The sequence below is a fragment of the Blautia sp. St.27G3 genome, from assembly GCF_059728505.1.
This window is the reverse complement of sequence record NZ_BAAGFO010000005.1, coordinates 24,586-50,215: the sequence shown is the minus strand read 5'-3', so window position 1 is coordinate 50,215 and position 25,630 is coordinate 24,586. Positions and strand designations below refer to the sequence as shown.

Here is a 25,630-nt window from a genome sequence, read left to right as displayed (position 1 = left end):
TTATTTGGAAGAGACGAGAGGACCTCAGTCTTTGTTTTTTCAAACCAGAGCATGAGACATTGCACTTGAGGCGCAAAATAAATGGTAGAGAAAAATATCAGGCTGGTGTCCGGAAATAACGTCCCCTGTATTTTTGTACCAGATACAGCGATAAAAACAGTGTGGCAAACTCTGCGGCCGGTACAGAAAGCCATACGCCTGTCACGCCGAGGAGCTGCGGGAGGAGCAGGATGCTCACTGCGATAAAAACAAAGGTCCGCAAAAAGGAGATGACGGCGGATATGATCCCGTTATTGAGGGCAGTAAAGAGTGCGGATGAAAAAATATTCAGGCCCGCAAACATATAATTAAAAGAGAAGATAAAAAATCCTGTTTTTGCAATTGCATACGTCTCTGTCTGCGGAGGAGTAAAAATTCCGACAATGGCGGGTGTGGCGGCGAGTGCCGTCGCAGTAATAAGGGCAGAGGAAACGATGGTGAACGCAAAACAGATTTTTGTCACGCGCCGCAGGAGAGAAATGTTTTTCCTTCCGTAATTGTAGCTGATGACAGGCGAGACTCCCATCGAAAACCCCATGTAAAGCGCATTAAACAGGAACTGGCTGTACAGGACAATCGTAATGGCAGCTACGCCAGGTTCTCCGAGAAAACGGAGCATAACAAGATTGAAAAGGTAAGTGACCACAGCGTTTGAAACATTTGTCACCATTTCGGATGAGCCATTGAAAACGCTTTTCAACAGTGCTCCCGGATAAAATCGCGGCTTCACAATGTACAGCAGGTTTTTCCGGACAAGTGTAAAATAAAGAAGCCCGGCAATGGCGGGAACTGACTGGCCAAGTCCGGTGGCAAGCGCGGCGCCCGAGACGCCGAGTCCCAGTGGCCCCATAAAAATATAATCGAGAATCATGTTCGCGATTCCGCCTGCTGCGGTCAGAGCAAGGCCAAGGCCAGGCTGCCCTGCTGTGACAAAAAAGGTCTGAAAAAAGAGCTGCAAAACACAGGCCGGGGCAAAGTAGAGGGATATTTCTAGGTAGGATGCACAGTCCTGATACAGAAGATCTGTAGAGCCGAGCAGGAGGATCAGCGGGCGCAGAAACAGTTTGCCGCCAAGCAGCAGCAGGACTCCTAAAAGGAAAGTGGCCAGTAAAAGCATGGAAAAAATTTCTTTTGCCTCACGGTCAGCTCCCTCCCCGAGCCGTTTGGCTGTGAGCGCGCTTCCTCCTGTGGACAGCATGACGCCGCAGGCGATCACAAGGCTTAAAAACGGATACACAATATTCACAGAGGAGAGTGCGTTACTGCCAACGAAACGGGAAATAAAAATGCCGTCAACAATGGTATAAAGGGACATGAAAACCATCATGATAATGGTAGGGAATGCAAAGCGCAGGAGGGATGGAAAACGAAAATCCTGTGCAATTGAATTATTTGACATAAAACCTCCTTTTTGGATTTGGTGTGAAATGTGTTGGCGGGACGCCCTGCGAGAACCTCCACATAAACGGGGGGGGTGGCAATGGGGATGGGGCAGGGTTGTCAAAGGGACAAAGGGTATGATAAAGTATGGGGTAACACAATAGTCAAGATTTTTTGAGACAGACAGGAGGAAAACAGTTGAAGAGGGCGGGGAAATTTACGACAGGGGAGTTTGCAGGGCTGGCTGGGGTTTCAAAGGATACGCTGTTTCATTATGACCGGATTGGGCTTCTGAAGCCGGAGACGGTGGAAGAAAATGGGTATCGGTATTATTCGCTCGCTCAGGTGGATGTCTGTGATGTGATTCGGGTGTTGAAAGAACTTGGCATGCCGCTGGCTGAGATACGGGAATATCTGGAGGAACGGACTGTTCCGTCGCTGCTGGAGCTCTTTGAAAAAGAGGAAAAGGTACTGCTGGAACGGATATGTCATCTGGAACGGAGCAGGAGTTGGCTTTTGCACAAAAAGGAGACTCTGGAGCAGACATTAAAGCTGGATTTTGAGAAAATAACAGTGGAGGAACAGAAGGGGAAGTATTATATCAGCAGGACAGTGAATACAGCGGATGAAGCGGTATGGGTCAAAAAGGCGGGGGAGCTGCTTGCGGACTGTGAGGCAAATGGAATCCGGAGCTCGTATGGATTCGGGTATCGGATAAAGATGAGAATGGCGGAAAAAGCGGCTGTGGCACAACAGGAGGGGAAAACAGAGCCACTCAGATACGATATGGTGTATCTGCTTCTGGATGAAAGGCCGGAGACATTGTCTTATAGGGAGCGGAAGGCCGGGGATTATGTGGTGCTTTATCATGTCGGTGACTGGAGACGGATTGGGCTGGCATATGGACGGCTTTTGACATATGCGAAGGAGCGGGGATTGATTTTAGGCGAGCACTGTTTTGAGGATGCAGTGATCGACGGATTGACGGAAAAAGATCCGGAAAATTATGTGACCAGGATTTTGTGTGAGGTAATAAGGAAGGTACAGATCTGAAAAGTTGATAATTAATTGATATATGTTTGAGAAAATAAGTGGTCAATACAGGCAGGCGACTAAAATCAAGACATTATTTTGATCTATGTAAAAACAGGGAGGCACTGGCAATGCAGGACAAAATTTTAATTGTAGACGATGAAGCAGATATTGTGGAAATGCTTCGGGATTATTTTACTTATAATGGATATGAGGTGATGACGGCATGCTGCGGGGAAGAAGCGGTGCTGAAAGCAGAACGGCAGCCGGATTTGATTTTGTTGGATATCAATATGCCGGGAATGGATGGTCTGGAGGTTTGCCGGTTGATTCGATATTTTGTGAACTGCCCGATTTTATTTCTGACAGCGCGCATTGAGGAGAGCGATAAAATCCGCGGTTTTGGTATCGGCGGGGATGATTACATTGTAAAGCCGTTTTCAATTGAGGAGCTTGGCGCAAGGGTAGAGGCGCATCTTCGCAGGGAAAAGAGGCAGAGAGGCCTTGCTGTCGTAAAATTCGGCGGTTCGGTGGTCATTGATTATTCAGAGCGGCGTGTCTATTTTGAAGGGAATGCGCTGCCGTTTGCGAAAAAGGAGTTTGACATCATTGAACTGCTTTCGCTTCATGCGGGGCAGGTGTTTGGCAAGGAACGGATTTATGAGCTGGTTTGGGGGTATGACAGCGAGGGAGAAAGTTCTGTGGTAGCAGAACACATCCGTCGGATTCGTGCAAAGTTACAGAAGGCAGGAGCGGAAAGCTGTATTGATACGGTCTGGGGAGTGGGATACAAATGGAAAAAAGAAAACGGATAAACAAAAATTCGGTGTGCTGGAAAATGGTGCCCTACCTTCTTGTTATGGCAGTTGCACTGCTCCTTGGATATGCAGTGCTTGGGCTGACCGCGAATATGGTACAGGATCAGCTTGTGCTGAACTTTGCAGAGATAAATGAGGAGGTATATTATGAGAAGATGTATACGGAAAAGGGAGAACAATTGATTTTAAGCGGTATTGGGTCTATCTATGACTGGGATGATGATTTTTATAAAGAGCTGTTTGATATTGCAAGTATCAGTCAAGTGCTTCTTGCTATTCCATGGACCCTGGCCTGTCTTTTGATTCCTGGAACACTGTTTTTTCGCAGGCATTTGAAAAAACCATTGCAGCTTCTGATCAACGGGGCACAGCAGATCGGTGAAAATAATCTGGACTTCAGCGTGTATTATGAAGAGGCGGATGAGATGGGACAGCTTTGCAATGCATTTGAGAAAATGAGGCTTTCTTTGCAGGAAAATAATCTGCAAATGTGGCGCCAGATAGAGGAACGGAAAAGGTTGAATGCGGCATTTGCGCATGATTTGCGTACACCGCTTACTGTATTAAAGGGACAGGCGGATATGCTGCTTCGGTTTGTACCTCAACAGAAAATGTCGGAGGAAAAGATCGTTGCTGCGGCTGCGACCATGAAACGGCATATCGGGAGGCTTGAAGAGTATGTGCAGACGATGAATCATTTGCAGAGACTGGAAGATATTGAGGTTCGGAAAGAAGAAAGTTCAACGACCGAATTTGTAATGCGTCTTCTTGAGAGCGGTCAGGCTATTTGTGGGGAAAAAGTACAGTTTGACCTTGACGCTTCAAGGCTAAAGAGAAATACGCAGCTTCTTGATATGCAGCTTGCCATGCAGGTCTGCGACAATCTGATTTCCAATGCAGCCTGCTATGCGGTCAGCCGTGTGACCGTTGCTCTGACGGATGAGAACGGCTTTTCAGTCATTGTCACGGATGATGGCAAAGGCTTTTCAAAAGAAGATCTGGAACGTGCGGTAAATCCGTTTTACCGGGCAAAGCAAAGCAACGGAACTAATGAAGATGAGGTGTCCGTGAACAAACAGGAAGAGCCCTTTGTTGCCAAAACAAAAACAGAAATGACAGAGCATATGGGAATGGGGCTCTATATTTGCAAGGTGCTGTGTGAGAAACACGGCGGTTATCTCCATCTGTCTAATGGCAGGAAAGGTGCGTGTGTGCGTGCTGGATTTTAAATAGGGCAGCGGTAATTAATTTTATTTAATTGATAAAAAGTAGAAATTTATCCATTACGCTTACAGAGACAGGTCATTTTGCAAGTACTTGCAGGTTTTGTAAAAAGAGAGGAGCGAGATGGATGGACGAGAATAAAATTATTATAACGGGCCTGAGCAAGTCTTATTGGAATAAACGGGCTCTGGATCAGGTGGATTTGGTGATTGAGCAGGGGATGTTTGGGCTGCTTGGAAGAAATGGTGCGGGAAAAACGACATTGATGAAAATATTGGCAACGCTGCTGCCAAAGGGAGAAGGAAAAATCAGTGTTTGTGGCGTGCCGATTGAACATACGAAAGAAATCAGGAAAATTACGGGGTATCTGCCGCAGGATTTTTCGATGTATCCTTCCATGCGGATTGAAGAGGCGATGGATTATCTGGGCATTTTGTCCGGCATCGAGACAAAGGAACGGCGTGCCCGCACAGAACAACTTCTTCGCAGAGTAAATTTGCTGGAACACAGAAAAGAAAAGGTGAAAGCGCTCTCAGGGGGTATGAAACGACGGCTTGGGATTGCACAGGCCCTGTTGAATGACCCAAAGGTGCTGATTGTAGATGAACCGACGGCAGGGCTTGACCCGGAGGAACGCATTCGATTCAGGAATCTTCTGTGCGAGGTGGCAGAGGAGCGGATCGTGATTCTGTCCACGCATATTGTCGGAGATATTGAGGCCACATGTGAGAAGATTGCTATTTTGAACGAGGGGCAGCTTCTATATAATGGAACAGTAGATGAACTCCTGGAAAAAGCACGGGGGCAGGTATATACGAAGGAAGCAGACAGGCGGGAAGTTCCGCGGCTGAAAAAGGAATTTCGCATCACCAGCATGCATACACAGAACAACCGTGTTTATCTGCGTTTCCTGTCCGAAACACCAGTACCAGGAGCACAGGTGTGCGAGCCGAATATTGAGGATGCATATATGCTGTATCTGTACCGAAACGGCGTTCGAAGTCTGGACGACGGATTGGGAGGTGAAAGCTGATGTTGTTTTGGCAGGAAATAAAAAAACTTGCAGGTTCTGTGGTGTACGTTCTGTTTGTCGCGGTACTGATTATGGAACTGTCTTCACAGGGGGTATTTTCTTTTCATGACAAGTTGGAGGAACCGCAGCCTGGCGAAAACTACGGCATACACAATGAAGAAATACCGGAGCTTGTGATGCCGGCTGCAATTAAGGAGCTGTTCCAGGAATATACCTGGAATCAGTACACGACGTATCCCATCGGTCTGTATAAAAACGTAAAATTAAAGGAAAAAGAAAAAGCACAGATGGCAGAAATCCTATCGGAGCTTACAGGTATCAAAGCAGAACGATTTTCTGTGGAAAAGGACGCTGAGCTTCAGAAGGGGATTTCGGAGCATGAGATAGCGCCACGTGCAGATCTTACTTACGAGGAATTTAAAGCCTGCATGGAACGGGCGGACCGGCTGCTTGGCGGCGGTTCGGATTATGCGCCAGATGCACTGATCGGGTTTGGAAAAGTGCCGGTTACGTATGAGGATGCACGGGTGGAATACCAGCTTGTAAAGGATAAAGACCAGTTTACCGGCGGGTATGCAAGGCTTTTTTCGGATTATGCAGGCGTTATGGCAATGGCGATTCTTCCGGTGTTTTTGTCAGTTGCTCTTTGTCTGAAAGATCGACGCAATAAAATGTCACAGCTGGTGTACAGCAGAAAAGTGTCCTCCGCGGTACTTGTGGGTGTGCGCTATGCGGCAATTTTGACAGTTGTAATGGTTCCGGTGGTGATATTGGCTTATTATTCAAACAGTAAGGTTTGGAATCTGTATGAGGGTATGCAGCTGGATTATCTGGCGCCGCTGAAATACGCCTTTGGCTGGCTTTTGCCGTCTGCCATGGTAAGTGCGGCAGTCGGGATGTTTTTTACCGAGCTGACCGGGACGCCGATTGCGATCGCCGTGCAGTGTTTCTGGTGGTTCTTGGATTTAAATGCGGGCTATAAGAACATCAGCAGTTCCTATGGATTGTTCCGGCTTGCACCGCGTCATAATGCTGGAACGCTGAGTCGTTTTCGCGTTCTTGATTTCACGTCAAATTTCGACCGTCTTGTGCAGAATCGACTGCTGATGGCAGGGCTTGCTCTGGTGCTTGTAGTACTAACTATTTTTGCTTATGATTGGAAAAGGAGGGGGAAAATTGGTGAAAGGTTTAAAATCCGCAGCGTCTTTGCAGCTGCTCCAGATCGCAAAAATAAATCTGCAGCATAATTTTATAATGCATATCCTGGTTGGGGCGTTGGTATTGTTTCTGACACCGGTATTGTTTGGAATTACAGATCTGGACCGGTTTGCCAGTGCAGTTCCGTTGGAACGTTTTGTGGCGCTTCTCGGTCCGATTTTGCTGACACCGATTTTTGGACCGGAGCAAAGCAGTGAAATTGATGATGTTGTGTCCGCAAAATATATTGGCAGAAGCGTTGTCTGTGCGGTCAGAATTTTTTGCCTGACCGGTATTATGGCAGTGATGATTCTTGTTTTTGCCATTTATATGAGGGAGTCCGGCTGTGAGATTCCACCGGTTCTTGTCACCGGGACGATTGCAGACGCTGTATTCCTTGGCTCGCTCGGTATGCTGGCAGGCGCGATCTCCGGAAATGTGGCAGTGGCCTATATGCTTCCGGTCATGTATTACACGCTCTGTATGGGAATGGGGAATAAGCTGGGCAGCTTTTATCTGTTTGCAATGGAGGAAGGAAATTATGCGGGAAAACCGCGGATGCTGATCATCGGCATTTTGTTGGCTGCGGTTTCTGTCTGGATACGGGAGATGAAAAAAAGATAAAAAATAAAAACAGGAGCTGCTGCATGATGGATATCCGTGCAGCAGCCCCGGAAGGAATTGTTTTTCAAAAGCCCCTTATTTTGGGGCTTTTTTGTCGTTCATGACTTTTACCATCAGATTGATGTTTGCAGCTTCGTAGTCATTCATGACGTTGGTATCAAAATCAGCTGCTTCGATTGTACCACTGTACCAGGATTTGGTATTGAAATAGTCCTGAACCTCTTTCAGAACGAATTTGCGGTGGTGGCGCGCATAAATTTCATTGATGGCCATCTGAATCCGGTCTGCGTCAAGCAGAACCAGATCACTCTCACTCAAATAGGAAGTGGAGCTTTGCGGAAAAATGTAATCTCCTTCAATTACGATGGGAGACTCATTGGAAAGTACGATGTGCTCTTTCACCCACGGCATATCGTTTGTCATCTGCATGTATTCGCCGTAGGCTTCGGCATCTTCGGTGTAAGCCTGTAAATCGGTCGGGAAGGTTGCATAGTAGGTGCCGCCGTCCGGCCCCTGGCCAATTGTCTGGTAGTTCGGATTGTCCAGGTAATCATCGTCGAGGGTGTAAGAAATACTGAAAAGCCATCCACCGTTTGGAGATCCGAGTTTTTTGGTCCAGAGCTGACGGGATTTGGTCTGGTAGAAGGAAACACCGTCGGTTCCGACGCCCATCTGGCATTTGCCGGACCAACTGTCCGGTAGGAGCAGCCAGAGATCCTGGAAATCAATGCGGATATCGTTGTCTTCATTTCTGGAAGTCGTGTTTTTCCAGCGGTCTTCGGATGCAAACGCGGGAACAGATGCGCATGCAACCATACAGACGGTAAGAATGGTCATCAGGCAGCGTAGACAAGTTTTCTTTTTCATAGATTTTCCTCCTTGCTAGATATAAAAATTCGAGCTGAATGTCAGTGTGTTCTGACGTTTTATCTGCCCATATCTTACCACGACTGGCAACAAAAAGAAATGAAAAGATTCTTAAGAGGAGGCGAAGGAATTTGTAAAAATATATTGCAAATCTATATAATAAATGGTACACTGTAAAAAGTTAAAGCGTCAACGTGGCAAATAACACAGCAGTAAAATAAAACAGGGTGGCCACCTGGAAAAAGGCAGGGGTCTCGTTGTTTTCTTGTTTTAGAAATAAACTGTTTGAGAGGTGTTACCATAAAGAAAAGGGGGATTTTGATGAGGGACGAAAAGCTGCTCAGAGAGCTGACGCAGCTGTGGGGTGTTGCAGGATATGAAAAAGAAGTACGTAATTATATAGAAGAAAAGGCAGCCCCGTATGCGGATGATATGATGACGGATGCAGTCGGCAATCTGATTGTACATAAAAAAGGAACCGGTGGTGCGAACGCGAAAAAACTTATGTTTGCGGCGCATATGGATGAGATTGGTTTTATGGTAAAGAAGATCGAACCGGACGGCAGGCTCAGGGTATGTAACCTTGGATGGAACTGGACAGGTTCGGCGTATAATGGCAGGGTACGTTTTCGCAATGGCGTAAGCGGTGTGGTCAGCTGCATGGGGCCGATTGAAGAAGCGAAAAACGATCCGGGAAAGCTTTATATTGATATTGGCGCATGCTCGAAAGAGGATGCGGAAAAGTATGTAAAACTCGGAGATGCCTGTGGATATCATGGCGAATATCTCGAGCTTGTGAATGACAGAATCTGTGCAAAGACGCTGGACAACCGGATTGGCTGTTATCAGCTTCTGGAAGCGCTGAAACAAAATGACGGTACCGGGCCAAATGATATTTATTATGTATTCTGTGTGCAGGAGGAGCTTGGATGCCGCGGCTCTAAAGTGGCGGCAGAGCGGATTCAGCCTGATATCGGAGTTGCGGTAGATATTACACCGGCGCATGATTATCCGTGTGATCTTGAGGGCAGCAACGAGGTAGACGGTGGTATTGGCATCAAAATCTGTGACCCTTCTGTGGTATGCGACGAAGATGTGGTGGCAGCGATGGTGGAATGCTGCGAGAAGGAGCAGATTAAATATCAGAGAGAGGTTATCGACAAGGGTGGTACGGATGCTTCGAGTATGAATCTTTCTGGTATGGGCGTGAAGGCAGGCGGTATTGTAGTGGTGACACGCTACCCGCATTCGCAGAGTGCGGTGGCCTCCAAGGCAGATATTGAAGCCGGCGTTGACCTGATTCATGCGTTTTCCAGGAGGGAATTCACATGAACACAGGAAATATCATTTTAAAGAATGCGGATATTCTGACCATGAATGACGGTCCGGTACTTAAGTATGGAGATCTGTGGATTGCAGACGGCAAAATTCTCCGTGTAAAAGAGAACGCGAAAGAGACGTCTGCTAATGAAAAAATAGGTAGAGCAGCGTTTGCCGGGACTCCGGTAATCGAAGGGCCTGACAGAGTATTTCTGGCGGATGCGCAGGTGATTGACTGTACCGGCTGTGTGGTTATGCCAGGACTGATTGATTCCCACGTGCATTATGACGAGAGCTATATGGGAGATTTTTTCCTGGCAAGCGGCGTCACCTCTGTCCGGAATATGCGTGGCTTTGATGGACATGCCGTGTGGAGAGACGAGATTTTATCAGGTAAACGCAGAGGACCGTATCTATATTCAAGCGGTCCGGTGTACGATGGGGAGGACCCGACCATTCCGGATAATACAAATGTGATTATTCGGACCGAGGAAGATGTGGAGGAGGCAATCCGGTACACAAAAGGCCTGGGATTTCTCTGGATGAAAACATACCCTTCCATTGAGCCGGCGTTATATCAATATCTGATGAGCCGGTGTAGGGAAGAAAAGCTTCCGATGTGCGGACATATGACAAAGCGTATGGACCATAAGATTCTGGCAGATCAAGGATATGTCTGCTGCGAGCATACAAGTTCACTACCCTCAGACCCGGAAGTGATCGCCTATCTTGCGGAGTGCGGAATGTGGTTCTGTCCGACGCATGTAGTTTGCGAGACGCTGCCAGATTATGTGTGGAACGGAAAACAGCTGAAAGATCTGCCGCATTATGAAGATTTGCCGTCATGTGTACGGGAAAAATGGGAGGCAGAAAACGAGGTAATTATCCAGAATTATCGCAAGCTGAACGTACATCCCGACTTTCAGACAATTATAGACCGGGGGACCGCTTTCCTGAAGCATTCGGACCGTGTCATGGCCGGAACTGATTGTCCGTATCCCGGTATTATTCCCGGAATTGCAATGCCAGAGGAGCTGGAGAAGCTTGTAAAGGTCTATGACATGACCGTTTATGACGCATTGCGTGCGGCGACCGTAAATCCGGCGGAGCATATCGGTATTGCCGGAGAAAAAGGCAGAATTTTGCAGGGAATGGATGCTGACGTGATTGTGCTTGACGGCAATCCGCTCGAGGCGATCGGAAATATCAGAAAGATTCGTTTTGTTTTCCAGGGGAAACAGTATTGGAGCAATGAAATGTTGCAGGGATTCCTGAAAGAAGCAGGCAGGCTGAAACAGGAGGAAATTGAGATTATCACAACAAGGGAAGGGAAGCCGCTGTTCTAATGTGAGGGCATGCGTGCAGTAGAACAAACCTGAAAGAAACAGACCAATCATACAGAAAAGAATATACTGAAAAACGACCATGAGAGGAGATTTGTGATGAAGAAGACACTTACTTTACTGGCAGCAATTTGCGGACTTTCGATGTTCGCATCTTTTAGCGCGTATGCGCAGGAGGGAAAAACAGATATTATAATCGCTGTTGATGCAGACGTTGAGACATTGCATCCGACGGATTTCTCCACCACTGTGGAAATGACAGTTCTGAATCAGATTTATGACACACTGCTGTATGTCAACCCGGATGGAAGTGAAGATCCGGAACCGAGAATTGCCGAGAGTTATGAAATCAGTGAGGATGGTCTGGACTATACCTTTAAGATCAGAGATGACGTGACCTTCCATGACGGTACCCCTGTGACCGTGGACGATGTGGTATTTTCGATTGAGATGTACAAGGCTTCTCAGTATCAGGGCTCTCAGATTTCAGTGCTGAGCAGTGTGGAAGCAGTGGATGATAGCACAGTAGTCTGCCATCTGGATACACCGTACGCGCCGTTCCTTCTGGGAATCAGTTCTCCGAATATCAGTTCCAAGGACTATTATGAGGAAGACCCGGACGGCTTTGTAACAAATCCGATCGGAAGCGGTCCATATAAGTTTGTGAGCCGTACGGTAGCAACTTCCCTAGAGCTGGAAGCGAATGAAGACTATTACCGAGGAGCACCGGCGATCAAAAACGTAACCTTCCGCGTACTTCCGGAAATCGCTTCCCGCGCACTGGCACTTCAGACCGGTGAAATCAATTTCGCAGAAATTGACGCTTCCGTTCTGGCACAGCTTGAAGCAAACCCGGCAGTTACGATTTCCGAGGTGCCGACCTCAAGCTTTGCGTATGTCTGCATGAACATAGAAAAAGAACCGTTCAATAACCCGCTTGTGCGTGAGGCTGTAAACTATGCGATCGACCGTGAGAACCTGGTAAATGTCTGCTATGACGGAAAAGCAGAAGTAAACTCCAACCTGTGTGCAAAACACCGCTTTGGATATTCCGAAGATCAGCCGCAGTACACGTATGACCCGGAAAAGGCAAAAGAACTGCTCGCTGAAGCCGGAATCGAGACACCGTACAATCTCGGCACACTTCTTGTTGCGGAAAAATATGCGAACCTGGCAACGGTTGTACAGAATGATCTGCGGGCAATCGGCTTTGAGATGGAAATTGACACAAGAGAATTTAATTCCTACATTGGCAGCCTGACATCCGGCGATTACACAATCACAACACTGAACATGACGCTGGAAGGGGACACACAGACACTCGAAATGGCATTTACCACCGATTACATTGGTATGGCAAACAATGCAAGATACTCTGATCCGGAGATGGACGAGCTGTTTAACCAGACAAGAAGCGAAGTAGACACAGAAAAGAGAGAAGCGCTGTTTGACCAGATTCTGACCAAAGCACAGGAAGAAGCAATCTATGCACCGATGTGCAACCCGCTGACTCTGTATGCATACAACACCGACCTGAAAGCTCCGGAGTTCGTTCTGGAAGGAAACTACTATCTGTACGATTTTGCCTGGTAAGAAAAACGACTACAGCCTGTAAGCTGCACAGGGACGAATCGCTTAGTCGCATTTCAGGACTACATGAAAACTGAAAACCGACAAAAAGGGGCTGGAGCAGGACAATCCTGCAACACCCCCTTTTTCGCAGATCTTTCAAGGTTCGTTTTTCAAAGCCAGTCCCCTGGCCGTAAATACAAAATAAGGGGTAACTTGTTTGCTGGAACCCCGTTTTTGTATTTACGGCCAGGGGACATCCTCTATTCAAAAAACTTTGCAATCCCTTATTTAGAAAAAGGAGGCATCACTTATATGTCGAAATACATTGTCAAGCGGCTCCTATACATGATTCCGGTGCTGCTCGGAGTGGCCTTGCTGGTGTTTACGATTCTTTCGCTAACACCCGGAGACCCCGGCTCCATTATCCTTGGCATTACCGCCAAAAAAGAAGACATTGCGGCTCTGAACACACAGTTCGGATATGACCAGCCGTTTTTTATCCGTTTTTTCAATTATGTGGGCGATATTATTTTTCATTTTGATCTCGGAACCTCTTATGCGACGAGGCAGCCGGTTATGGACAGTATTCTGGCAAGATTTCCGAATACCCTTCTGCTGGCAGTGCTCTCGATGTGCCTTTCTGCGATTCTGGGAATCAGTATGGGTATCTTTTCAGCAGTACGTCAGTATTCGGTAATGGATCACGTCTGTATCGTGGTGGCTCTTGTGTTTGCCTCGATGCCTGGTTTCTGGCTTGGTCTGATGATGCTGATCCTGTTTTCTCTGAAGCTAGGTCTGCTTCCTTCCTTTGGAGCTGATTCCCTCCGGCATTTTATTTTGCCTGCGCTGACGCTTTCGTTACCTTCCGCGGCGGGCCTTTTGCGGCTTACGCGGGCATCCATGCTAGAAACGGTCCGGCAGGAATACATACGTACGGCACGTGCGAAGGGAGCATCCAATAAGCGTGTGATCTGGAGACATGCACTGCGCAATGCACTGCTTCCGGTAGTGACGACGCTCGGCAGCGGTTTCGGCGCATCGCTCGGAGGAGCGATCATCGCAGAGACGGTGTTTGCAATGCCCGGAATGGGTACGCTTATGACAACGGCGATCCGGCAGAAGGATGTGCCGATGGTCATGGGGGCTACGCTGTTCCTGGCTGTTCTTTTTGGCCTTGTCATCCTGGCCGTGGACATCATGTATGCATTTATTGATCCGAGAATTAAGGCGAAATACCAGAATGGAGGGAAGGGACGTGAGTAAGAGCAGAAAACACGCGCAGCTTTCTGAGTTCTGGCGGCGTTATAAAAAAAATAAAACAGCGGTCATGGGCCTGATCCTGCTTGTCATGATTGTGGGAATGGCGCTTTTTGCAGATCTGATTGTACCGTATGAGAAATGTATCGAGCAGGTTGGAGCAGACCGGCTTCAGGGGCCAAGTATGGCACACTTTTTCGGAACCGATGAATTTGGACGGGACTTGTTTGCACGTGTGGTACACGGTTCCAGGTATTCGCTTTTGATCGGACTGGCAACCAGCCTGATGGCGCTTGCGATCGGCGCAGTGCTAGGTGCGAGTGCCGGCTATTTTGGCGGCGTGGTGGACAATGTGATCAGCCGTATTATAGATGTCTTTATGTGCGTACCTCCAGTTCTGCTTTCTCTGGCCGTGGTGGCTGCGCTTGGAACGAACCTGCGCAACCTGATTATTGCAATTACGGTTTCCTGTATTCCGGGAAATGTCCGGCTGATCCGTTCTGTTGTGCTTACGACAGCAGAGCAGGATTATGTGGAAGCGGCAAAGTCGTACGGAACTTCGAATGCCAGAATTATTTTCCGGTATGTGCTGCCAAACGCGATGGGACCGATTATTGTAAATACCACGATGAGTATTTCCACTATGATGCTTTCAGCGGCAGGTCTCAGTTTTATCGGTATGGGAATTCAGCCTCCGTCGCCGGAGTGGGGCGCGCTTTTGTCAAATGCACAGACCTACCTGTTTGCAGCGCCGTATATGCTGCTTTTCCCGGGTATTTTTATCCTGCTGTCGTCGATGGCCTTTAACCTTGTGGGTGACGGACTTACAGATGCACTGGACCCGAAGCTGAAGGACTGAGGAAGGAGGAGATACGCATGGATGAAATAGTAAAAGATGGAACATTAAAGGACGAAGTTTCCGAACTCTTAAAAATAGAAGATTTGTCGATTCAGTATAAAACAGATCTGGAAACAGTCTATGCTGTGAATGGCATCAGTTTTTCTTTGAGGCAGGGAGAGACAATGGGACTTGTGGGCGAGACAGGAGCAGGGAAGACAACGACAGCGCTCGCAATTCTCGGGCTGCTTGCGGAGCGGACTGCAAAGGTGACATCCGGCAAGGTTTTGTTTGACAGCCAAGATGTCTGCAAAATGTCAGAGCACGAGCTGCAAAGGCTGCGCGGAGAAAAAATTTCGATGATTTTTCAGGACCCTATGACTGCGCTCAATCCGGTGCTGACTGTGGGAGAACAGATCGGAGAGGCGCTTTATCTGCATAATGAGAAGGAGCTTTCCAAAAAGGAAATTGACCGGAAGGTGGAAGAGACGCTTGAGATGGTAGGAATTCCGCGGGAACGGAAAGCAGAATATCCCTATCAGTTTTCCGGCGGAATGCGCCAGAGAGTTGTGATTGCAATTGCGCTTGTCTGCAATCCAAAACTGCTGATTGCGGATGAACCGACCACTGCTCTTGATGTGACGATTCAGGCACAGATTCTGACTATGATCTGCGATCTTCAGAGAAAATACGGAACCTCTGTGATTATGATTACGCATGATCTGGGCGTAGTAGCAGAAACGTGCGACAAGGTAGGTATCATGTATGCCGGGGAGATCGTGGAATATGGCACGCTGGCTGATATTTTCACGGGCGATTGTCATCATCCCTATACGGAAGGTTTGTTTGGCTCAATACCGAGTCTGACAGAGGATGCGCGTCGTCTGCATCCAATTGAAGGCCTGATGCCAGATCCGACTGAACTGCCGGAGGGCTGTAAATTTGCGCCGAGATGTACGAAGTGTATGGAGATCTGCAAAACGTGCCAGCCAGGGGTATGGGAAAAGAACGGCCATCAGATCCGGTGCCACCGGTTTACAGAAAACGGGGAGGTGAAGAAATGACGGAAATACTGTTAGAGGTTAAAAACCTGAAAAAGTATTTTAAAACACCGTCCGGAATGCTTCATGCGGTAGATGATGTGAGTTTTTCAATTCCAAAAGGAAAGACGCTCGGCGTGGTCGGAGAGTCCGGCTGCGGAAAATCAACCCTGGGCAGAACGGCACTGCAGCTCTATGAGCCGACAGGAGGAGAAATTCTCTTTCATGGACAGAACATTGCGAACCTGTCGAAAAAAGAATTCCGCCAGGTACGCACAAAAATGCAGATGATTTTTCAGGACCCGTATTCGAGCCTGAACGGACGAATGACGGTGCGTCAGCTGATTGCAGAACCGCTGATTGTCAACAAAGTGTGCAAAAATAAAAAAGAGATCGAAGAGCGGGTAAGAAAAATCATGGACACGGTAGGGCTTGCGAGCCGTCTTTCTATGGCGTACCCGCATGAGCTGGACGGCGGCCGCAGACAGAGAATCGGCGTTGCGCGCGCACTTGTACTGGAACCGGAATTTGTTGTCTGCGACGAGCCGGTATCAGCCCTGGATGTTTCCATTCAGGCACAGATTTTGAACCTGCTGATGGATCTGCAAGAACAAAGGGGCTTTACGTATCTGTTTATCACTCATGATCTGTCTGTGGTAAAGCACATTTCGGATGAAATTATGGTAATGTATCTCGGAAAATGCGTCGAGTACGCATCCGCTTCGGAGATGTTTAAAAATCCGGTACACCCATACACGAAGGCTTTGCTCGGTTCCATTCCGATTCCGAGTGTGGAGTCCTGTCACAAGAAAAGACAGCTGATTCAGGGCGAGGTAACAAGTCCGGTCAATCCGAAACCCGGCTGCCGTTTTGCCGCCCGCTGTCCGCATGCGACAGAACGCTGCCGCCAGGGAGACATCCCGCTCCGCGAAGTAACCCCAGGCCACTTTGCCGCATGCCACCTCATGTAAACAAAGTAAATTTTGAATTTTTTGAAGTCAGACCCCGGGGAGAGGATGCAAAATAAGGGGTAACTTGTTTGGTCGGCACCCCGTTTTGCATCCTCTCCCCGGGGTCGTCCGATAAACACACAAAGTTTCCCCAACAGAAAGGTAAAAGAAAATGGTAGAGGAAAAATATTCCTGGCCTTACGGAAATGAGGTCGGACAGGAAGAGACAATAGAAAGTGACGTGCTGGTTCTTGGCGGCGGACTTTCCGGATGCTTTGCCGCAATTGCGGCTGCCAGAAAAGGACTTTCCGTGACTCTGGTGGAAAAAGGTGCAGTCGAGCGCAGCGGCTCCGCAGGGACAGGATTTGACCACTGGGAATCAGCCTGTACAAATCCCTGTTCCAAAGTGACGCCAGAGGAGATCGCAGAGGCGTATGTGGATGAACAGGACTGGTACAGCAATGGCATTGCGCATTACATCGAATGCCGCGAGGGCTACGACCGTCTGCTTGATCTGGAAAGTTTTGGCGGAAAAATCCGCGATACAGAGGATGAGTTTGTGGGCGCAGAGTTTCGGGATGAGAAAACGAAGCTGATGTTTGCCTATGATTACGAAAATAAGTTTACAATCCGTGTGTGGGGTTCCACATTTAAGCCCGCGCTTTACAGAGAACTGAAGCGCCTGGGCGTGCGGGTGATGGACCGGACAGAGGCAACGGCGCTGCTTGTGGAGAAAATGAGTGGCGGCAGCCAGGAAATACAGGAAGAAAAAACAGTTACGGGAACGAAGGAGAAATCTGGAAATCCGGTGCGGCGTGGAATTGGCGCAATGGGCATGAATGTCCGAACCGGGAAGTTTTATGTGCTGCGCGCAAAGGCCACGGTGATGGCGATGTCGCGGCCTGCGCGCGTGTGGCTGTTCAGCGCTGATACAACGGGACTTTGCGAGTTCCGGCCCATGCAGAGCATTGGAAGCGGCCATGCAATGGGCTGGCGTGCCGGGATGGAATTTACAATGATGGAAAAGACGGTGCGCGCAGAGTTTTCAGCGGCAGGCAGGAGCTTTCCGCCTTATGGCGCAGGCAATAATCACAACACCTGGTATGCGGCGACGATGGTAGATGCCAGAGGTGTGGAGATTCCGTATGTAGACCGTGACGGCAGGGAGTTGAAAACGGTGTCCGAGCGTTACTATCCGGCGCCAGGACAGAAGTTTTTCCTGAAAGGCGGTGTCATTGATAATCCGAAATATGAGTACCGCGGTCCGGAGACGCTAGATTTTGAGGAGCTGATGAAGCGCGGTTATCAGCTTCCGTTTTACGCGGATTTAAGCCGGATGCCGGAACAGGAGCGCCGTGTGATCTGGGGCATGATGGTAGGCGAGGAGGCAAAAACAAAGATTCCGATTTATCAGAATTATACGGATCGTGGGTTTGACCCGGAACAGCATATGTTGCAGAGCTATGGTACCGGATGGCAGTCGGCGAATTTCCTAGAGCAGGAGCGCCAGTTTTTTGGAGCGCCGGGCGGCGTGATGCACGACTGGGATTTAAAAACGAATCTGGAGGGCGTTTATGCGGCAGGTGACCAGCTTTATGCGTCCGACTGTGCCGGATTTGCGTGTGCGACTGGTTATTATGCGGGACGTAAGGCAGCAGAATACGCGAAAACTGCTGCGCTTGGTGAAGTTTGCCGCGCTGATGTGGAGACAGAGCAGGAGCGGCTGTATGCGCCGCTTTACGTGTCTGGGGAGGACGGAGTTTCCTGGAAGGAACTGAATATGGCGATCTCCAAGGCCATGCAGAATTACTGCGGCGGCGTGAAATGTGAGGCGCTTTTGAAGGAAGGACTTGACCTGCTTGAGAGCTTTGAACAGGAAATTGTGCCGAAGCTTACGGCAGCAAACCCGCATGAGCTGATGCGTGTCCATGAGGTGCTTGATATTTTGACCGTTGCAGAGCTTGTGTTGCATGCGTCGCTGGCGCGAAAATCTAGCTCCGTGCCGCTTTGCTTTAATCGCAGCGATTATCCGGAGCTTGACCCGGTAAACGACCGGAAGCACATCGTCATCCGCCGGGAAAATGGCGCGGTCATGACGCGGGATGTTTCGCTTGGATTTTTTGGAAAATTGCAAGCGGAATATGAAAAACGAAATCAGGATTATATACAGGAGGTGGCTGCACGTGAAAAAGGTTGAATTTACAGTAGAGCAGGCGCCGTGCAGCACGGCTCCTCTGAAATACGATGAAACGCTGTGCATCGGCTGCAACCGCTGTGCGGAGGTCTGCCAGTGCGATATCCTTCTTCCGTCTGCGGAAAAAGGGAAGCATCCGATTGTGATGTATCCGGGCGAGTGCTATTACTGCGGAGCCTGCGTGATGGTCTGCCCGCGGCCCGGGGCAATCCGGCTTTCGCATCCGCTGATGAATCGGGCAAAATTTGTGCCGGTGAGAAAAACAGAGGAATAACAGAAACATATTTTGGAGTGCTGCTGTGCTTTCTGCATGACCAGGGAAAAGCTGATTATAGCGTTTTCCTTGCCGAGGATTCTGAGAAAACAATGATTTATCAGCGTCTTCTTGGATTATTATGATTGAAATTATAATAATCTGTAGTATAATCTAAACAGAAAGAGAGGTGTCACCGTGGAAAAATTTATTGATCGCGAAGCGGAAATGGAAACTTTGCAGAACGAATATGAACGGAACGGCAGTTCACTGGTCGTACTGTACGGGCGTCGCAGGGTGGGGAAAACGACGTTGATTTCTGAATTTATCAGGGATAAAAAGGCGTTGTTCTTCCTTGCCAGTGAGGAGTCTGAAGTACAAAACCGGCGGGTATTCAAGGAAAAGGCGGCGGAGTTTATCGGCAGTGATTTGCTGCAAAATGCAGACGTAAAAAAGTGGGATGTCATCTTCAAAGCACTGATGGATACGCCTTTTGAAAGCAAGCCGATTATTGTGATAGATGAATTTCAGTATATCGGGAAGGCCAATCCTGCATTCCCGTCCATTTTCCAGCGGATATGGGAGGAAATTCTGAAGGACAAATCCGTCATGGTAATTCTCTGCGGTTCGCTTATTTCCATGATGGAATCACAGACGCTTGCTTACAGCAGCCCTCTCTACGGACGGCGGACGGCACAGATCCGGTTGACACAGATTCCATTTAAGTATTATTCTGAGTTTTTTCCTGACAAGAATCGTCGCGAACTGATTGAAATGTATGCCATAACAGGCGGTGTTCCCAAATATATCGAACTGTTTTCGGAGAGCAAGGATATTTATACTGCCATCTGGCGCAATGTGCTGAATCGTTCCGGCTATCTGTATGATGAACCGAATTTCCTGCTTCAGCAGGAGGTTTCGGAAATCGGCAGTTATTTTTCTGTTATTAAAGCGATTACTGCAGGCAACAGGAGGATTTCTGCGATTGCCACTGTGCTGGAAGTGAAAGCGACTAGCCTGACAAAGTATCTGAAAACACTAATTGACCTTGATATCCTGGAACGTGAAGTGCCTGTTACGGAAGAAAATCCGGAAAAAAGCAAAAAAGGCCTTTACAAGATTAAAGATAATTATATCCGGTTTTGGTTTGGTTTTGTGTATCCGAATCGGAGTTTGATTGAAAGTGGCAACGGTGAGGTGGTTATGGGCAAAATCCGTAAAAGCCTGGTCAGAAGCCATATTGCCTACGTCTATGAGGATGTATGCCAGGAGCGGATGTGGGACATGAATGCCAGGGACTGTTGGCCGTTTCATTTTTCACAAATCGGGCGCTGGTGGGATTCTAAGGATGAAATTGATATCGCAGCAATTGACCCGGAGGGGAACCATCTGATACTGGGTGAATGCAAGTTCTGGCAGGAACCAGTGGATATTGGCGTGCTGCACCGTCTGGAAGAAAAGTCTGAGCGCGTGGGGTGGAGAAAGAACACAAGGCGTGTGTGGTATGTACTTTTTGGCGCATCAGGTTTTACAGAGGAACTGAAACAGGTGGCTGCAAAGCGGGATGATTTACTGCTCTGTGATGATTTTGGGTGATAATTATGAAAAAGGTGGCTGTCGCTTTGATATGCTCCCTTCTAGGTAGACAAGTGAAATAATAAAACTTGCTGCTTAGGAGGGAGCATATCATTGTTTGCACAGGAGCTGAGCGAGCATACAGGCGTTCCGCTGGATGCGATATTTTATACTGCAACGCATGCGCATGCGGCGCCGGAAATTACAAATGAAATTGATATGAGCTATCTTACCTTTGAAGAAGATGAGGAAGTGGACAATCTTCAGAAATGGGGACGTCTCGTATATGACCAGATGATGGATGCGGCAGATGAGGCGCTGGCGAACCTGGAGCCTGTTACAATGGGAATCGGTTATTCGAACTGTTATATGAATGTGAACCGGAATGCTAAGTACACGAAGGCAGACGGAACGTATTACTGGGCGCAGGGCGATAATTTTGAGGGATTTTCAGATAAAACGCTTGCAGTGATGCGTTTTACGAGTGTTGAGACTGGAAATGCGGATCTTGCATTTGAATACGGCCAGACAATGATACCATCTTCTGAGGCGGGAGAATATCCGGTGGATCTTCAGGTTCTACGTATCGGAAAGGTTGCGCTTGTCGGATTTCCGGGAGAAATGTTCAATGAGATTGGCGCGGGCGTAATCAGCCAGTCTCCGGTGGACGATACTCTGTGGGTAAATCTTTGCTGGACCAGAGATAATCAGCAAACAGGATATCATTCCACGGATCTGATTACTGTGGAAGGCGGCCAGGGAAGCAATAAAAAGTACCTTCCGGGATATCTGGAAGATGCGGCAGCGGAGCTGACACGGAAGCTTGTCGCAGAGAGCCTGTATTTTAATCAGTAAAAATTGTCTGTCTGAAAAAGATATCCTGTGACAGATATCATGATATCCGGGAGTTTCTCATATACTTTAGTAAGAAACTTCAGGACGGATAACAGATGGAGAAAGAGAAATATCAGATTGCATGGTACCGAATGAGGGGACTTGGGCTGGTTTGCCTGTGTTCCCTCGTGTTTTTTATGGGGGCGTACGTGACGAATCAAAGGACAATAACGACGAGCAGTACGGTAAGTGGCTGGAAGGGGCCGGTGTGCTGCGTACAGACGCAGGAAAAAAAGGCGGCGCTTACGTTTGAGGCGTCTTTTGGTACAGGACAGATAGAGCCGATTTTGAATATATTGGATAAATATGGTGTTAAAGCTACCTTTTTTGTGACAGGAAACTGGGTGGACCAATATCCGGAATATGTCAAAGAAATAGCGGCAAGAGGACATGAGCTGGGAAACCGCAGCCAGAATCACACAGATATGGGGAAACTTTCCAAGGCCGAGATACAGGCAGAGCTTCAGCAGGTACACAGCAGCGTACAGCAGCTGACCGGCAAGGAGATGAAGGTATTCCGGGCGCCGTATGGAGATTATAGCGGAGAACTGCTTGGAACGGTGAAGCAGAGCGGGTACCTTCCCATAGAATGGAATGTGGACACAGAGGACTGGAAGGATTACGGAATCGAATCCATAATTAAAAAGGCAACAGAAGATCCGCAGCTCTCAGGAGGTTCTATAATTCGCATGCACAGCGACGCGAATTATACGGCGCAGGCGCTGGAAACTGTGATTTGGCGGCTTCAGGAGCAGGGGTATGAACTGGTTCCGGTTTCAGAGCTTGTATATTGGAGCGATTATTTGATTGATGCGCAGGGAATGCAGGTTTTGGAGCGGGAAATGTAAAAGCTGGTTTTTGTGTATTATGATATTTTGATTAAAAATAAAAAGGATTTACTTGCAGATTTGTCTTCTTTATGGTATCCTCTTGTATATTGTTTAAAATTAAACAAATATTGCTGCATAACAGAGACAAGATTTTGAAGTCCTGTTATGCAGCGATCCGGGAGGAAACGATGGAAGGACCGATTGAGGTATTGCTTCATGGAAGAGAGTACAAGCAGCTTCTTGAGAGCAGAGCTGCTGTGTTTCGGGAACAGTATGGTTTGCGAAAGATTGATGTGGAGATTCTGTATTATCTTCATCGCTTCGGGGGAAGCAATACGTCAAAAGAGCTGCGGCAGGCGTACAAGCTGACGAAAGGGCATATTTCCCAGTCCGCGGAGCATCTGGCCGGTCTTGGGCTGCTTGCGTTTGTTCCGGATGAAAAGGACCGGCGCAGTGTACATTTTGTGCTGACTGCGCAGGCAGAAGAGATTGTTCGCTCCATTGAAAAAATGTGGGAGGACATGACTGCTGTGGTTTTTGACGGGATCACGCAGGAGGAGAGACGTGTGTTGTATGAGGTAGCGGTAAAGATGACGCAGAATATGGAGTGCGCATCCGATCTGCGCAGGAATCAAAGGAGGCAGATGCGAATGAATTATGAAGAGAAGATGACAGGCTACGCGGAGAGACAGAAAGAAATTTGTCAGAAGAATGATACGATTTCGGACCAGCTTTACCAGGATTACGGCGTATACCGCGGGCTTCGTGACCAAAATGGAAAGGGCGTCCTGACAGGTCTTACCAATATTTCCAGGATTGAATCGTTTGAGATGAAAGACGGTGTAAAGACACCGTGTGACGGAAGACTCTGGTACCGGGGGTACCCGATTGAGAGTCTGGTGCAGGAGCTGGATGAGGACAGCTTTGGATTTGAAGCAACGGCATACCTGCTGTTGTTCGGGGAAAAGCCGAATCATCAGGAGCTGTTGGAATTTAAAAAAGTACTGGCTGAAGCATGCCATCTTCCGACAAACTTTACGAGAGATGTGATTATGAAGGCGCCGAGCAGTGATATTATGAATTCCATGACGAGAAGTATTCTGACGCTTGCTTCGTATGACAACCGTGCAACCGATACGGAGCTTGGAAACAGTCTGCGCCAGTGCATTCAGTTGATCAGTACATTCCCGATGCTTGCCGTGTATGGGTACCATGCGTATAATCACTATGAGCAGAATGACAGTATGTATATTCACCGGCCGGATCATGACCTGTCCACAGCAGAAAATATTCTGCTTATGCTGCGCGCGGACAGGCAGTACACGAAGCTGGAAGCAAAGGTACTTGATACGGCGCTGATGCTGCATATGGAGCACGGCGGCGGTAACAATTCGACCTTCACTACGCGTGTTGTCACATCCTCCGGCACGGATACGTATTCCGCGATTGCAGCTGCGATGTCCTCGCTGAAGGGGCCGAAGCACGGTGGTGCGAATATTAAGGTTATGGAAATGATGGAAGATATCCGGACAAATGTCCGTGATTTTGAAGATAAGGATGAGATCGAGCATTATCTTGCAAAGCTGTTGGCCGGCGAGGCATTTGACGGGAAGGGGCTCATTTATGGAATGGGACATGCCGTGTACTCGCTTTCCGATCCGAGAGAGCGCATTTTTAAGAAATTCGTGGAAATGCTTGCAGTAGAAAAGCACCGCCAGGTCGATATGGCGCTGTACAATAATATCGAAGAGATTGCACCGAAGCTGATTGCAAAACAGCGCAAAATTTTCAAGGGCGTGAGCCCGAATGTGGACTTCTACAGCGGCTTTGTGTATCAGATGCTCGGGATTCCGGTTGAATTATACACACCGATTTTTGCGATTGCCCGCATCGTGGGATGGAGTGCGCATCGCATTGAGGAGCAGATCTGCATGGGTAAGATTATACGTCCGGCCTACATGAGCGTGATGGAAGTCAAGGAGCAAACAGAAAAATAGGCCGGATATTTGGGTATAGTATTTAAACGGATTTTGTAAAAGTTATCCTTTCGGCAGCACAAGCGTAAAGGTGGCTCCTCCGCCCGGCGTATCAGAAAGCAGAAGACGTCCTTTATGCAAAACCGCGATTTCTTTCGCGATACAAAGGCCAAGGCCGAAATGAGATTTATCACGCCGGGAGGCGTCAAGGCGCTGGAACCGTTCAAAGACAGCGCCTTTTTGATTGTCTGGAATACCGGGGCCATTGTCGCTGACGGAGATAAAAAAAGAACTTGCAGGGCGGGCGTCCGCGGCATTTTTGGACAGTGACAGGCGCACAGTACCGCCTTCCGGAGTATAACAGAATGCATTATCGATGAGAATCGATAGAAGCTGGCGGATTCGCTGCGGGTCACAGGTACAGCGGGGAACTGCATCTTCGGGCAGCGTGATTTCCCAGCGCAGCTGCCTGGTAGTCGCCATGGATTCAAAGTTTTCCCAGGTCTCAAGCAGGAGTGTATCCAGTTCCACAAGGGAAGGCTGCATGCTCCAAGTATGATTGTCCGCGCTGGCAAGCTGTAACATATCCGTGATCAGACGGGACATTCGGTTTCCTTCCGAATAAATCGTATTTAAGAACTGATGGTCATTTGGCAGTATGCCGTTTTTTACTGCTGCCACGTTGCTGAGTATGACGGTAAGCGGCGAGCGCAGCTCATGGGAGGCGGACGCGACAAACTGCACTTGCTTTTTCTGGTTTTCGCGTAGCGGCCGTATCATACGTGACGTAAAAAGCCAGTAAAAAATTCCGAGCAGGACAAGAGCGGCCAGGTCAGCGGCGAGAAACGCGATTCTCTGTCGCAGAATCCGCTGGTTCATAGCAGAGAGCGGATGAAGAATGATAACGCCGATGCTTCCGCCGGAGCGGGGGATCAGGGCAACGGAGGCTGAGTAAGCCTCCTTATTTTTATCCCTGATGGTAAATTCCCTGTGTTGCGCCAGAACGCCCAGCGTAGCAGGTTCGTTGAGATTAATGCCGTAGTCGGTAAGCGCCTTTTCTCTGGTCTGTTCCCAGAGGGATTCCGGAATATCGGACCGGTCCAGGGACTGAAAGAAAAGCGGAGTGCCGTTGTCGAAAATCTGTAAAGATACATGATAGTTGTATTCCATCTGGCGAATCCAGTTATGTGACAGAGAAACCTGCTGCTCCAGATTTTGGTACATAACGTTTAGATTTGACTCAAACGACAAGTCCTCGGCGCTGCGAATGCCGGATTCAGAAATAAAAAGGCAGACTGTCGTAAGGACAGCAAGAATCAGTCCGGTAATAGAAATACATAATGCAGTAAGCTGCAAGTGAAGTTTCGAGAACAT

Annotated in this window: 22 protein-coding genes and 1 pseudogene; 20 read left to right on the top strand and 3 right to left on the bottom strand. The window is 48.3% G+C overall.

Features of this window, described 5'->3' with window-relative positions:
• Positions 1–97: 97 nt before the first annotated feature.
• Positions 98–1,438 (bottom strand): MATE family efflux transporter, encoded by a 1,341-nt coding sequence (locus tag AC6I2O_RS18880; protein ID WP_120392532.1) that lies wholly within the window; start codon positions 1,436–1,438, stop codon positions 98–100.
• A 179-nt stretch (positions 1,439–1,617) separates the two neighbouring features.
• On the opposite strand from AC6I2O_RS18880, the gene AC6I2O_RS18875 reads away from it, so the two are divergent.
• From AC6I2O_RS18875 to AC6I2O_RS18850, 6 genes are all read left to right on the top strand, one after another.
• Complete coding sequence (locus AC6I2O_RS18875; RefSeq protein WP_497743474.1) at positions 1,618–2,472, top strand: MerR family transcriptional regulator; 855 nt, start codon at positions 1,618–1,620, stop codon at positions 2,470–2,472.
• Between the two features lie 110 nt (positions 2,473–2,582).
• Complete coding sequence (locus AC6I2O_RS18870) at positions 2,583–3,266, top strand: response regulator transcription factor (protein ID WP_120392530.1); 684 nt, start codon at positions 2,583–2,585, stop codon at positions 3,264–3,266.
• Positions 3,245–4,498 carry a HAMP domain-containing sensor histidine kinase gene (locus AC6I2O_RS18865; RefSeq protein ID WP_120392529.1) on the top strand — a complete coding sequence of 418 codons (1,254 nt, stop codon included), beginning with the start codon at positions 3,245–3,247 and terminating at the stop codon, positions 4,496–4,498. The genes AC6I2O_RS18870 and AC6I2O_RS18865 overlap by 22 nt, the downstream gene beginning before the upstream one ends.
• 122 nt (positions 4,499–4,620) lie before the next feature.
• Complete coding sequence (locus AC6I2O_RS18860; protein ID WP_120392528.1) at positions 4,621–5,526, top strand: ABC transporter ATP-binding protein; 906 nt, start codon at positions 4,621–4,623, stop codon at positions 5,524–5,526.
• Positions 5,526–6,773, top strand: a complete 1,248-nt coding sequence (locus AC6I2O_RS18855; protein WP_120392527.1) for an ABC transporter permease — start codon at positions 5,526–5,528, stop codon at positions 6,771–6,773. The genes AC6I2O_RS18860 and AC6I2O_RS18855 overlap by 1 nt, the downstream gene beginning before the upstream one ends.
• Complete coding sequence (locus AC6I2O_RS18850; protein WP_147412295.1) at positions 6,706–7,347, top strand: hypothetical protein; 642 nt, start codon at positions 6,706–6,708, stop codon at positions 7,345–7,347. The genes AC6I2O_RS18855 and AC6I2O_RS18850 overlap by 68 nt, the downstream gene beginning before the upstream one ends.
• Positions 7,348–7,422: 75 nt before the next feature.
• Here the strand turns inward: AC6I2O_RS18850 and AC6I2O_RS18845 are convergent, their stop codons facing one another.
• Complete coding sequence (locus AC6I2O_RS18845; protein ID WP_120392525.1) at positions 7,423–8,214, bottom strand: YARHG domain-containing protein; 792 nt, start codon at positions 8,212–8,214, stop codon at positions 7,423–7,425.
• A 321-nt stretch (positions 8,215–8,535) separates the two neighbouring features.
• Here AC6I2O_RS18845 and AC6I2O_RS18840 point away from each other — a divergent pair, with 321 nt between their 5' ends.
• The 14 genes and pseudogenes from AC6I2O_RS18840 to AC6I2O_RS18775 all read left to right on the top strand — a co-directional run bounded on the left by AC6I2O_RS18840 (position 8,536) and on the right by AC6I2O_RS18775 (position 24,277).
• Positions 8,536–9,546 carry a M42 family metallopeptidase gene (locus tag AC6I2O_RS18840; protein WP_120392524.1) on the top strand — a complete coding sequence of 337 codons (1,011 nt, stop codon included), beginning with the start codon at positions 8,536–8,538 and terminating at the stop codon, positions 9,544–9,546.
• On the top strand, positions 9,543–10,880 hold the full coding sequence (locus AC6I2O_RS18835) for an amidohydrolase family protein (protein ID WP_497743473.1): 1,338 nt from the start codon (positions 9,543–9,545) through the stop codon (positions 10,878–10,880). The genes AC6I2O_RS18840 and AC6I2O_RS18835 overlap by 4 nt, the downstream gene beginning before the upstream one ends.
• A gap of 96 nt (positions 10,881–10,976) precedes the next feature.
• Positions 10,977–12,470 (top strand): ABC transporter substrate-binding protein, encoded by a 1,494-nt coding sequence (locus AC6I2O_RS18830; protein ID WP_120392522.1) that lies wholly within the window; start codon positions 10,977–10,979, stop codon positions 12,468–12,470.
• 291 nt (positions 12,471–12,761) lie between these two features.
• On the top strand, positions 12,762–13,712 hold the full coding sequence (locus tag AC6I2O_RS18825) for an ABC transporter permease (protein ID WP_120392521.1): 951 nt from the start codon (positions 12,762–12,764) through the stop codon (positions 13,710–13,712).
• A complete protein-coding gene (locus AC6I2O_RS18820; RefSeq protein ID WP_497743472.1) occupies positions 13,705–14,565 on the top strand; it encodes an ABC transporter permease in 861 nt (286 codons plus the stop codon). Before AC6I2O_RS18825 ends, AC6I2O_RS18820 begins: the two co-directional genes overlap by 8 nt.
• 17 nt (positions 14,566–14,582) lie before the next feature.
• Positions 14,583–15,608, top strand: coding sequence for an ABC transporter ATP-binding protein (locus AC6I2O_RS18815; RefSeq protein ID WP_120392519.1), 1,026 nt, complete (start codon positions 14,583–14,585; stop codon positions 15,606–15,608).
• The gene (locus AC6I2O_RS18810) at positions 15,605–16,555 is read left to right on the top strand and encodes an ABC transporter ATP-binding protein (RefSeq protein WP_120392518.1); all 951 of its coding nucleotides are present in this window, start codon (positions 15,605–15,607) and stop codon (positions 16,553–16,555) included. Before AC6I2O_RS18815 ends, AC6I2O_RS18810 begins: the two co-directional genes overlap by 4 nt.
• 151 nt (positions 16,556–16,706) lie before the next feature.
• Positions 16,707–18,731 carry an FAD-dependent oxidoreductase gene (locus AC6I2O_RS18805; RefSeq protein ID WP_497743471.1) on the top strand — a complete coding sequence of 675 codons (2,025 nt, stop codon included), beginning with the start codon at positions 16,707–16,709 and terminating at the stop codon, positions 18,729–18,731.
• On the top strand, positions 18,718–19,002 hold the full coding sequence (locus tag AC6I2O_RS18800) for a 4Fe-4S dicluster domain-containing protein (RefSeq protein WP_497743470.1): 285 nt from the start codon (positions 18,718–18,720) through the stop codon (positions 19,000–19,002). Before AC6I2O_RS18805 ends, AC6I2O_RS18800 begins: the two co-directional genes overlap by 14 nt.
• 177 nt (positions 19,003–19,179) lie before the next feature.
• Entirely contained in the window at positions 19,180–20,577 is a 1,398-nt protein-coding gene (locus AC6I2O_RS18795; RefSeq protein WP_120392515.1) for an ATP-binding protein, read from the top strand.
• A gap of 93 nt (positions 20,578–20,670) precedes the next feature.
• Complete coding sequence (locus AC6I2O_RS18790) at positions 20,671–21,411, top strand: hypothetical protein (protein ID WP_497743469.1); 741 nt, start codon at positions 20,671–20,673, stop codon at positions 21,409–21,411.
• A 95-nt stretch (positions 21,412–21,506) separates the two neighbouring features.
• Positions 21,507–22,298 (top strand): polysaccharide deacetylase family protein, encoded by a 792-nt coding sequence (locus AC6I2O_RS18785; RefSeq protein ID WP_120392513.1) that lies wholly within the window; start codon positions 21,507–21,509, stop codon positions 22,296–22,298.
• Between the two features lie 71 nt (positions 22,299–22,369).
• Positions 22,370–22,747: pseudogene (locus tag AC6I2O_RS18780) on the top strand (helix-turn-helix domain-containing protein); the annotation flags it as partial.
• A gap of 183 nt (positions 22,748–22,930) precedes the next feature.
• Positions 22,931–24,277 carry a citrate/2-methylcitrate synthase gene (locus AC6I2O_RS18775; RefSeq protein ID WP_497743501.1) on the top strand — a complete coding sequence of 449 codons (1,347 nt, stop codon included), beginning with the start codon at positions 22,931–22,933 and terminating at the stop codon, positions 24,275–24,277.
• 42 nt (positions 24,278–24,319) lie between these two features.
• Here AC6I2O_RS18775 and AC6I2O_RS18770 read toward each other — a convergent pair whose 3' ends face one another.
• Positions 24,320–25,630 (bottom strand): sensor histidine kinase, encoded by a 1,311-nt coding sequence (locus AC6I2O_RS18770; protein WP_120392511.1) that lies wholly within the window; start codon positions 25,628–25,630, stop codon positions 24,320–24,322.

Bases quoted from the DNA above. Each gene is read 5' to 3' on its own strand.
- AC6I2O_RS18810 (WP_120392518.1), top strand. From the start codon at position 15,605: ATGACGGAAATACTGTTAGAGGTTAAAAACCTGAAAAAGTATTTTAAA.
- AC6I2O_RS18835 (WP_497743473.1), top strand. From the start codon at position 9,543: ATGAACACAGGAAATATCATTTTAAAGAATGCGGATATTCTGACCATG.
- AC6I2O_RS18870 (WP_120392530.1), top strand. From the start codon at position 2,583: ATGCAGGACAAAATTTTAATTGTAGACGATGAAGCAGATATTGTGGAA.
- AC6I2O_RS18775 (WP_497743501.1), top strand. From the start codon at position 22,931: ATGAATTATGAAGAGAAGATGACAGGCTACGCGGAGAGACAGAAAGAA.
- AC6I2O_RS18815 (WP_120392519.1), top strand. From the start codon at position 14,583: ATGGATGAAATAGTAAAAGATGGAACATTAAAGGACGAAGTTTCCGAA.
- AC6I2O_RS18770 (WP_120392511.1), bottom strand. From the start codon at position 25,630: ATGTTCTCGAAACTTCACTTGCAGCTTACTGCATTATGTATTTCTATT.
- AC6I2O_RS18880 (WP_120392532.1), bottom strand. From the start codon at position 1,438: ATGTCAAATAATTCAATTGCACAGGATTTTCGTTTTCCATCCCTCCTG.
- AC6I2O_RS18845 (WP_120392525.1), bottom strand. From the start codon at position 8,214: ATGAAAAAGAAAACTTGTCTACGCTGCCTGATGACCATTCTTACCGTC.
- AC6I2O_RS18860 (WP_120392528.1), top strand. From the start codon at position 4,621: ATGGACGAGAATAAAATTATTATAACGGGCCTGAGCAAGTCTTATTGG.
- AC6I2O_RS18785 (WP_120392513.1), top strand. From the start codon at position 21,507: ATGGAGAAAGAGAAATATCAGATTGCATGGTACCGAATGAGGGGACTT.
- AC6I2O_RS18865 (WP_120392529.1), top strand. From the start codon at position 3,245: ATGGAAAAAAGAAAACGGATAAACAAAAATTCGGTGTGCTGGAAAATG.
- AC6I2O_RS18805 (WP_497743471.1), top strand. From the start codon at position 16,707: ATGGTAGAGGAAAAATATTCCTGGCCTTACGGAAATGAGGTCGGACAG.
- AC6I2O_RS18840 (WP_120392524.1), top strand. From the start codon at position 8,536: ATGAGGGACGAAAAGCTGCTCAGAGAGCTGACGCAGCTGTGGGGTGTT.
- AC6I2O_RS18825 (WP_120392521.1), top strand. From the start codon at position 12,762: ATGTCGAAATACATTGTCAAGCGGCTCCTATACATGATTCCGGTGCTG.
- AC6I2O_RS18830 (WP_120392522.1), top strand. From the start codon at position 10,977: ATGAAGAAGACACTTACTTTACTGGCAGCAATTTGCGGACTTTCGATG.
- AC6I2O_RS18855 (WP_120392527.1), top strand. From the start codon at position 5,526: ATGTTGTTTTGGCAGGAAATAAAAAAACTTGCAGGTTCTGTGGTGTAC.